Here is a 9,767-nt window from a genome sequence, read left to right on the forward strand (position 1 = left end):
CGCATGAACCTGCCGGAACTCTGCATCCGTCGCCCGGTGATGACGACGCTGCTGATGGCGGCACTGGTCATCTTCGGTATCGCTGCGTACCCGCGGCTGCCCGTGAACGAACTGCCGAACGTCGATTTTCCCACGATCAACATCAGTGCCTCATTGCCCGGAGCGTCGCCGGAGACCATGGCGTCGTCGGTGGCGACGCCGCTCGAATCGCAGCTCTCGACCGTGGCCGGCATCGACTCGATGACCTCGTCCAGTTCGTTGGGCTCGACCACGATCACCGTGACGTTCTCGCTCGATCGCAGCATCGACGGCGCGGCGCAGGACGTCCAGGCCGCGATCTCCGCCGCGCAGCGACAGCTGCCGCAGGACATGCCGACGCCGCCCACCTACCGCAAGGTCAACCCGGCCGACGCACCGATTCTGTTCCTCACCATGCAATCGACGACGCTGCCGTTGTCCACGGTAGATGACTACGCCGAGACCGAGCTGGCGCAGCGGCTCTCGATGGTCGATGGCGTGGCACAGGTGAGCGTGTACGGCTCGCAGAAGTACGCCGTGCGCATCGCCGTGGATCCGGACCGGCTCGCCGCGACGGGCATCGGGGTCGACAAGATGGTCGACGCGATTGCCGCCGCGAATGTCAACAAGGCGACCGGTTCACTCAATGGTCGGCGGCAGCTGCTGTCCATTCGGTCGGATGGCCAGTTGATGCGGGCTGCCGATTACGGCCAGATCGTCGTCGCTTATCGAAATGGTGCGCCCGTGCGGCTCTCCGATATCGCCGTGCCGCGCGACAGCGTGCAGGACGACCAGAAAGCGAGCTGGTACAACGGCAATCGTGCGATCACCCTGGCCATTCAACGGCAGCCGGGTGCCAACACCGTGGAGACGGTCGACAAGATCCTCTCCCTGCTGCCTGCGTTCAGCGCGACCTTGCCACCGTCGGTAAAGCTGGACGTGATGTACGACCGCTCCGACTCGATCCGCGATTCGGTGCACGACGTCCAGTTCACCCTGATCCTCGCCGGCATCCTCGTCGTCATCGTGATCTACCTGTTCCTGGGCAATGCCTCGGCGACACTCATTCCAGCCGTCGCCTTGCCTATCTCGGTGCTTGGTACTTTCGGTGCGATGTTCGCGCTGGGCTACAGCCTGGACAACCTCTCCCTGTTGGCCCTGACCCTCGCGGTGGGATTCGTCGTCGACGATGCGATCGTGATGCTCGAGAACATCATGCGTCACATCGAGCTCGGCGAGACACCCTTCGATGCCGCCGTGAAGGGTGCCAACGAGATCGGCTTCACGATCTTCTCGATGACCTTGTCACTGGTCGCCGTGTTCATCCCGGTGATGTTCATGGGCGGCATCGTCGGTCGGCTGTTTCACGAGTTCGCGGTCGTCATCAGCGTTTCCATCCTGATTTCCGGCTTCGTTTCGATCACGCTCACCCCCATGTTGTGCAGTCGCTTCGTCAAGGCGCATGCACACGACAAGCGCAGCTTCGTCGTCGTCTGGTTCGATCGTGGTTTCGCGTCGATGACCAACGGATACACGAGTACGCTCGCCTGGTGCATGCGCCATCCGCGAACCGTGGTCGGCGTGTTCGCCCTGAGCCTCGCTGCGACGGGCGTGTTGTTCGTGATCACGCCGAAGGACTTCATTCCGGCAGGTGACAGCGGTCAGCTGCGTGTCACCACGGAAGGCCCGACCGACATTTCCTTTTCCGCGATGTCCGCACGCCAGCAGTCGCTAGCGGAGATCGCACAGAAAGACCCGAACATCGAAGGCGTCATGTCCAGCGTGGGTGCCGGAGGCGCGCGCGCGACGATCAACTCCGGCTCGTTGCTGCTCCGGCTGAAGGATCCCGCTGAGCGCGGGCACACCACGCCTGACCAGATCATCCAGGAACTGCGGCATAAGTTCGCCGAGGTGCCGGGCATCCGCACGTATATCCAGAATCCACCGTCGATCCAGGTCGGCGGCCGCCAGTCGAAGGCGCAGTACCAGTACACCGTGCAGTCGACCGATCTACATGCGCTTTACGACTGGTCCGGGAAGCTCGTCACCGCGTTCCAGAAGCTGCCGGGCTTCCAGGACGTCACCACCGATCTCGACCTCAACAGTCCGTCGATGGTCGTCACCGTCAATCGCAACAAGCTCGCGCCGCTGGGGCTGACGATGGACCAGGTGCAGACGGCACTCGGTTCGGCGTTCGGTGAGAACCAGATCTCGACGATTTACGGTTCGGCCACGCAGTACTGGGTGATCCTTCAGGTCGAGCGTCGCATGCAGGACGACCCGGCGGTGCTGTCGAGGCTTTATGTCACCTCAGACAGCGGCAAGCTGGTGCCGTTGAATACCGTGGCAAGCTTCGAGCGCAAGCCGCAGGTGCTGACGGTCAATCATCAGGGCCAGCTTCCGGCCGTGACGGTATCGTTCAACCTTGCGCCGGGCGTGTCGCTCAGTGATGCCGTGACGAGCATCGGTCGCGCAACGACGGAGCTCAAGCTGCCGCCGACATTGAGCGGGAGCGTGCAGGGCACGGCGCAGGCCTTCCAGGATTCGGTCAAGGGCATGGGTCTGCTGCTCTTGCTCGCGGTGTTCGTGATCTACCTGGTATTGGGCATCCTCTACGAGAGCTTCATCCACCCGCTGACGATTCTCTCGGGGCTTCCCGCTGCAGCCGTGGGTGCGCTGCTGACGCTGGTGATTTTCAACGCGTCGCTGGACCTGTTCGCCTTCGTCGGCATCATCATGCTGGTGGGCATCGTGAAGAAGAACGCGATCATGATGATCGACTTTGCCCTGGAGCGTCAGCGCGACGGTGGCGTCGCGCCGTCCGAGGCGATTGCGGAAGCCTGCCGTGTGCGTTTTCGCCCGATCATGATGACGACGGCGGCCGCCTTTGCGGGCACCCTGCCGATCGCCCTCGGTATCGGCGCCGGTGCCTCCACACGACAGCCGCTCGGCCTTGCCGTCGTGGGTGGCCTCGTGGTGTCGCAGATCCTGACGCTCTACCTCACGCCGGTGATCTATCTCTACATGAACCGCCTGCAGGAGCGCCTCGCGCCCGCGAAGAAGCTGCAGCCTCATCCAGTGCACTGATGCCAGTGCTGTTGTAGGAGCCGGCTGTGGCGGCGAACCCTCAGCTCAACCGATCTGCGATTGAGGCTTTGCCCTGATCACGCAAGCGGTTAAACCGTCGCCCGAGTCAACACAAAGCCTCTCTCGCTACATCATCGCGGAGGGTTCGCCGCTGAAGCGGCTCCTACAGGGCTGCGGCGTGCTTCGGCATGGATCAGTCGTGCGCGCCATCCTTCGCGAACGCGCCCGGCTTCGAGCCGAAGTCGCCATTCGCCTGCGCCGCCATGTAAGCGAACGTCGCATACACCGCCACGTTCTGCGCCAGGGCCTTCGGATCGATCTTGTCGAGCGTGTCGTTGGCGTTGTGGTGGTAGTCGAAGTAGTCCGTGCCGTCCTGCGTGAGCGACAGGGCGGCCATACCCTTGCCGTGCATCTGCGACAGGTCGGAGCCACCGCCGCCGGGCTTGCTGGCGTCGTAAGCGACACCGATCGGCTCGACCACCTTCGCAATCTGCTGGATTGCGCCGAGGGCTTCCGGCTTCACGCTCGCGCTCATGCGCCAGATGCGTCCGGCGCCGAAGTCGGACTCGGTGCCTAGCTGGAACTTCGCCACCTCTTTCGCATGGGCCTCGGCGTAAGCGCGGCCACCCCACAAACCCATCTCTTCGTTCGAGAACGCGATGACACGAATGGTGCGGTCCGGGCGCTGCGGCATGTCCTTGATGAGCTTTGCGGCTGCGGCGGCGATGGCAACGCCGGCACCATCATCGATCGCACCAGTGCCCAGGTCCCATGAATCGAGATGGCCGCCGATAGCGACGACTTCGTTCGGGTATTTACGACCGGTGACTTCCGCGATCACATTCGCGCCTTCGTATGTCCCGGCAAAGCCGACATCGAGATCGAGTTTGAGCGTGACCGGCTTGCCTTCCTTCAGCACGCGCTCCAGCTGGTCCGCGTCGGGCAGTGAGAGGGCGGCGGCGGGGATGGCCTGCTTCGGGTCGGTGAAACCGGTGACGCCGGTGTGCGGCGTGCGGCTGTGCGCATCGGTGCCGGCGGAGCGGAGCAGGTAGGCGGCAGCACCCATCTGGGCAGCGAGCACGGCGCCGTGGGTACGCGTGGCCGAGCCCATGCCGTAGTCGTGACCGTCTTTCTGCTGTTGCATGTGGGTGCTGACGTAGACGATCTTGCCCTTGACGGTCGACGGATCCGCCGCCTTGAGTGCATCAAGGTCGTTGAAGGCGACGACTTCGCCGGTGAGGCCGCCGGCAGGTGTGCCTGCGGAGTAGCCAAGCGCGGTGAGCGCCAGCGGCTGCGGGAAGGGTGCGACGATCGCACCGTGCTCGCTCCGACGCTGCCACAACGGGTAGCTCACCTTCTCGGTGTAGACCTTGTCGAAGCCCATTGCCTTGAACTTCGCGACGGTCCACGCGACGCCGCGGGCGTCGGCGGAGCTACCGGCGAGGCGCGGGCCGACTTCGGTGGTGAGTGCGGAAACGAACTCATAGCCCGTGTTGTCGTTCATTGCGCGGTCGCGCAGTTCGGTCGCCGCGGTCACGGCCTTGTCCGGAATCGTCGTGGCCTTGTCGGCGGCATGGGCGGAAAAGGCGAGCGCAAGGCACGCGGCGAGCGCGTGGAGACGAAGCGTATGGCGCATGGGGACCCCCGGGGACGGAAAGGTCGATTATGACCCTACGCGAGGGTGCTCCCGCGTAGGTAGGAAGTCATGGATGGCCAGGCTCAGCTGCCTGGAGGCGCCGTGGCGGGCAGGCTCACCACGGCGCGAAGGCCGCGATCCTTGCGATTGCGCAGCGTCACGGTACCACCGTGATCCAGGACGATCGCACGAACGGTGGCCAGTCCCAGGCCGATCCCACCGGTGTCGCGGTTGCGCGAGGCCTCGAGGCGGAAGAACGGCTCGAACACCTGCTGCTGCATGGCTTCGGGAATACCCGGTCCATCGTCGTCGATCTCCAGGATGCAGCCGTCGCCGGTGCTACGCAGTCGCAGCCGCACGCGCTCACCGTATTTCAATCCGTTCTCCACCAGGTTCACCACCGCGCGACGCAGCGCGATCGGGTCGCCCTCGATCGTGATGGCCGAACCCTCCTGTACGGTCACGTCGTGGCCGATGTCGGCCAGGTCGTCGACGACGCTTTCTACCAGCAATCGGACGTCCAGGCGCTGGCGATGCACACCGAGGGAACGGTCGCGAATGAAATCGAGCGCGGCGGAAATCATCGCCTTCATCTCCTGGATGTCGGCGTCGACTTTCTCCGCGAGCGGCGAGGGCAGTCCATCCAGGCGGAAGGTGAGACGTGTGAGCGGCGTGCGCAAGTCGTGCGCGATCGCTGCGATCATTTGCGTCCGCTCCTGCAGCAAGCGATTGATCCGCGCTTGCATGGCGTTGAAGGAGTCGACGGCCTGGCGCATCTCTGGCGGCCCTTCGCGCACGACGGGCGGCGCGCTGGTGTCGCTGCCCAGCCGCTGTGCGGCCTCTGAAAAACGCCGGATCGGTGCGGCAAGGGCGCGGGCGAAGAGGAAGGCGAGAGGCAGCAGGACGAGGATGCCGAGTGCGAGTAACAGGAAGACCTGCTGTTGGAGCACGGTGGGGAACGACTCGACCGGAACGGTGGCCACGCGCCAGCGGCCGTCCGCTTKCTTCAGAGCGACCACCGAGCCGCCTCCGAGACCGAGGCGCATCGGGCCATGCGCGCCGGGCATGTCGTGCTCGGTAATGAACACGCGAACCTGGTCGCTGGATACCTTGAACATGTCCGCCACGTGCATGGCGATGCGTTCGGAACCTTTCTCGTCGAATGAGGCCGGGGCGCTTGGCGGGCCCGGCATCGTGGCGACCTCCAGGTCGGCGTCGCCGCCGCGGTCGAAATCGGCGCCCGGCGGAGGGCCGCCTTCGCCGGGGAAGGGGTGTTGTGCGCCGAAAGGCCGGTTGCCGAAGGGCGAGGTTTCCGGCTGCAGCACGGCCGCCAGTTCGAACAGGCTCACGGCGGACAGGCGCGAGGGTGGCCTGATGAACAGCACGGCAAAGCCGATCGCCGCGGCGACCAGTACCGCGCAGATCATCATGAGGAACGTGCGGGAGAAAATTGAAARGCGGGACAGATGCATCACAGGCGCGACACCCTGGGGACCAGCATGTAGCCCTCGTTGCGCACGGTGCGGATCATCTCCTCGTGCACGCGGTCGTTGAGTTTGCGTCGCAGACGGCTGATCTGGGTGTCGATCGCGCGGTCGAATACTTCCGAGCGTCCGCCATGTACCAGGTCGAGCAGCTGGTCGCGACTGAGAATGCGCTGCGGATGCTCGACGAAGCTTCGCAGCAGAGCGAACTCGCCGTCGGACAGGTTGATGAAGATGCCCGTGGKATCGCGCAGGTCGCGGCGGGTCACGTCCAGGCGCCAGCCGGCGAAGCCGTAGGGGCGTGCATCCTCGACCGCTACCGGTTCGCTGTTGCCGGTTCTGCGCAACACCGCACGCACGCGCGCGAGCAGCTCACGCGGATTGCAGGGCTTGGCGAGGTAATCGTCGGCCCCGACCTCCAGACCGATGATGCGGTCGGTATCGCCGCCCAGGGCGCTGAGGATGATCACCGGCGGCCCCTTGTCCGCGGCCAGGCGGCGGGCGGCACTCAGGCCGTCCTCTCCCGGCATCATCACGTCGAGTACGACCAGATCGGGACGCTCACGCTCGATCGCCAGGTTCATCTGCAGGGCATTCTCAGCCGCCTGCACCCTATAGCCGTGACCACCGAGAAACGCCGTGATCAGGCGGCGCAGTTCGGGGTCGTCGTCGACGACAAGGATGAGCGACTGGAGATCCATGGCCATGCGATAGCTTGATACCAGACCAGTCTACGGCGCGTTTGTCAGCCCGGCAAAAAAGCCGACACAAACCGGACACACACGGACAACCGGTGGTGACGGGCGCCCCTTAGTTTGGCTTCAACGTCGGTCCATGGATATCCAACGCATGAAGCCCTTTCCCACGCTGCCCTCCCTGCTGTTCGCTTTCGGCACGGCGCTAGCGGCGGTTGCCGCCGCGCAGGAGCCGCCGCGCGCCCCGCTGCCCCAGGACCCGCAGCTCGCGGCCGCGCTGGACGATTGCTGGATCGACATCGATGGCAAGGCGGACGACCCGGATGACGGCGTCGATGCCGACCTGATGGATCTGTGCATGGACGACAAGGGCTTCGATGCACCGCCCGGTCCACCGCCAGGCCCGGACGGCGGGCCCCCGCCGCGCCGCCCGATCCGCTGATCAAGGGAGTTAGCCTCCGTTGTCGACCCAGTTCCAGGATTCATCGCCGCTCCCGGGTGCCCAGGGCGGAACTGTCGCTGCCCGGACCTTCTGGCAAAGCGTCTGCCAGCGGCAAGGCATGAGCGTGATGCTCGACGGCTACGCCGGGGAGCGCCTTCGGCTGGGGACCTTCCGCCATGCGCCGCATGTCCTGACCTACGACAACGTGGCGCGAATTCACCGAGGCGCCGCCTTGCTCAGTCACCACCTGGAGGGCAGCGCATCGGTGGAACAACACGGTCGTCGCGGCGACATCTCGCCGGGGGATTTCTGCCTGATCGACCTGTCCCGTCCCTTTCGCCTGCAGACCCATCAATCCACGGTACAGACGCTCTACATGCCGTTGGCCGCCTTGCGGGAGACGATGCCGCGGCTGGACCAGATGTCGGCGGTCGGCCTTCACGGACACCTCAGTGCCGTCGGCTATCTGCGCGTTCTCTTCCAGGAACTGTTCGCGCATGCCTCCGAGCTCACCGAGGCCGTGGCCGACCGCGTGGCGGATGCCGTCCCGCACATGCTCGCCGCTGCCTTCGAGTCGATGGTTTCGGTGGAGGCTTCGCCATCGCAACTTCGACAGCAGTACAAACAGCAGGTACGCCGCTTCGCGCGGGATCATCTTGCCGACCCGAAGCTATGCGTGGAAATGATCGGCGCTGGCGTGGGACTTTCGCCTAGCTACCTCTTCGAGCTGTTTGCCGACGAAAAGCTGACCCTGATGCGCTGGGTACGTGCCGAGCGAATCGCGCGTTGCCGTCGTGAACTTGCGGATCCCGCATTGCGTCACCGCAGTATCGCTCAGATAGCTCAGTCCTGGGGCTTTGGCGACATGACCCACTTCAGTCGTTCATTCCGCGACATTTTCGGTGTTTCCCCGCGCGGATACCGCCAGGCTGTCCTCGATGGAAGTCATAGGGCGAAAGCGATTACGGACGTCCATACGTCCGATTAATAGTCAAGTTACGTGGCACTTTCGGCCGCATGCGAACGTCGTCTTAACACTAAATTGAGGTCGTGGGGATTGCCACGTTCTCTGGGGAGTGTTTAAAAGTGCGAATCAATAAACTTCAATGGGTGCGCCTAAGCCGGATCAGCCTTGCGCTCGGCGTGGCCCTCGGAAGCGCAGGGGCCATCGCCCAGTCGACTACCGGTAGCATCTTCGGCCAGGCGCCTGCCGCCGAAGGCGAGACGGTACAGGCGAAGAGCTCGTCGGGCCTGACGCGTGAAGTGGCGGTGGGTACGGACGGTCGCTACAGCATCGGCTCGCTGCCGCTGGGGTCATACACCGTGGCGCTCATGCAGGGCGGCAAGGCCGTCGATGCACGTAACGATGTCACGCTACGGGTCGGTTCGGGTACGGAAGTATCCTTCGCCGCCGCTACCGGGGCCGCCACGAGCCTCGGCTCGGTCACCGTTTCAGCCAATGCCTTGCCGGCCATCGACGTGACGAGCGTCGACTCGCGTACCGTGATCACCTCCGAGCAGCTGGCGAAGCTTCCCCTCTCGCGTAGCGCCGAAGCGATCGCTTTGCTCGCGCCGGGTGTCGTGCCGGGTTATAGCGGCTTCACGGGCAATACGTCGGGTGGCTCGCTGGTCTCGTTCAGCGGTTCGTCGGTCACCGAGAACGCCTATTACCTCAATGGTTTCAACACGACGGATCCGCTGAGCGGCTTTGGCGGCATCAGCCTGCCGTACGGCGCCATCGACCAGGAGGAAATCCTCAGTGGCGGCTACGGTGCGGCCTATGGCCGTTCCGACGGCGGCGTCATCAGCCAGAGCGGCAAGCGCGGGACGAACGAGTGGCATTTCGGCGCGCAGGTGCAGTGGTCGCCGGCCTCGCTCGAAGGCGTCAGTCCGAGCTCGTACTACGTCTCGGGTGCCAGTGCGGGCGACATCTACCGTCGCTACTCGAACAACACGTCGTGGACGACCACCGAAAGCGCGTATGTCGGCGGCCCCCTGATCAAGGACAAATTGTTCTTCTTTGCCGCCGTCGAGCAATCGAAGAACGTCGGTGACAGCGTTGGCGCCGTGACCTCGTCTTACAACACGGCGTACGAATATCACAATCCGAAATGGTATTCGAAGGTCGACTGGAACATCACCGACAACAATATCCTCGAACTGACAGGYGCATCGCAGAAGCATTCGTACAAGGGCAACCTCTACGACTACGACTATGCAACCAACACCACCGGCGCCCTGAACAGCTACGACACGTCGACGAAGGACAGTGCCGATGTCTACGTTGCCAAGTTCACCAGCTACATCACCGACGACCTGACGCTTACCGCCCTCTACGGCAAGCAGAAGATGAAGTACTACAGCGAAACACCCGGCTACGATCCGACGCTGACGTACATCAATGG

At 64.1% G+C, this 9,767-nt stretch carries 7 protein-coding genes; 4 read left to right on the forward strand and 3 right to left on the reverse strand.

The features are described from left to right. Positions 1 to 3: 3 nt before the first annotated feature. Positions 4 to 3,105 carry an efflux RND transporter permease subunit gene (locus tag AC1DSN_RS02755; protein WP_477294911.1) on the forward strand — a complete coding sequence of 1,034 codons (3,102 nt, stop codon included), beginning with the start codon at positions 4 to 6 and terminating at the stop codon, positions 3,103 to 3,105. Positions 3,106 to 3,298: 193 nt separating this feature from the next. Here the strand turns inward: AC1DSN_RS02755 and AC1DSN_RS02760 are convergent, their stop codons facing one another. From AC1DSN_RS02760 to AC1DSN_RS02770, 3 genes are all read right to left on the reverse strand, one after another. Then, complete coding sequence (locus AC1DSN_RS02760) at positions 3,299 to 4,741, reverse strand: M20/M25/M40 family metallo-hydrolase (RefSeq protein WP_477329502.1); 1,443 nt, start codon at positions 4,739 to 4,741, stop codon at positions 3,299 to 3,301. Between the two features lie 83 nt (positions 4,742 to 4,824). After that, positions 4,825 to 6,213 (reverse strand): HAMP domain-containing sensor histidine kinase, encoded by a 1,389-nt coding sequence (locus tag AC1DSN_RS02765; RefSeq protein ID WP_477329504.1) that lies wholly within the window; start codon positions 6,211 to 6,213, stop codon positions 4,825 to 4,827. Continuing rightward, positions 6,213 to 6,926: a response regulator gene (locus tag AC1DSN_RS02770; protein ID WP_477329508.1), complete on the reverse strand. Its 714-nt coding sequence runs from the start codon at positions 6,924 to 6,926 to the stop codon at positions 6,213 to 6,215. Before AC1DSN_RS02770 ends, AC1DSN_RS02765 begins: the two co-directional genes overlap by 1 nt. Before the next feature lie 148 nt (positions 6,927 to 7,074). Here AC1DSN_RS02770 and AC1DSN_RS02775 point away from each other — a divergent pair, with 148 nt between their 5' ends. The 3 genes from AC1DSN_RS02775 to AC1DSN_RS02785 form a co-directional block, all read left to right on the forward strand. Beyond that, positions 7,075 to 7,362, forward strand: a complete 288-nt coding sequence (locus AC1DSN_RS02775) for a hypothetical protein (RefSeq protein ID WP_063574337.1) — start codon at positions 7,075 to 7,077, stop codon at positions 7,360 to 7,362. A 19-nt stretch (positions 7,363 to 7,381) separates the two neighbouring features. Continuing rightward, positions 7,382 to 8,350, forward strand: a complete 969-nt coding sequence (locus AC1DSN_RS02780; RefSeq protein WP_477294906.1) for a helix-turn-helix domain-containing protein — start codon at positions 7,382 to 7,384, stop codon at positions 8,348 to 8,350. Positions 8,351 to 8,448: 98 nt separating this feature from the next. Next, positions 8,449 to 9,767: TonB-dependent receptor (locus AC1DSN_RS02785; RefSeq protein WP_477329506.1), on the forward strand; the 1,319-nt coding region annotated here is incomplete at its 3' end.

This window comes from Luteibacter sp. P4_D7_3, assembly GCF_056401735.1.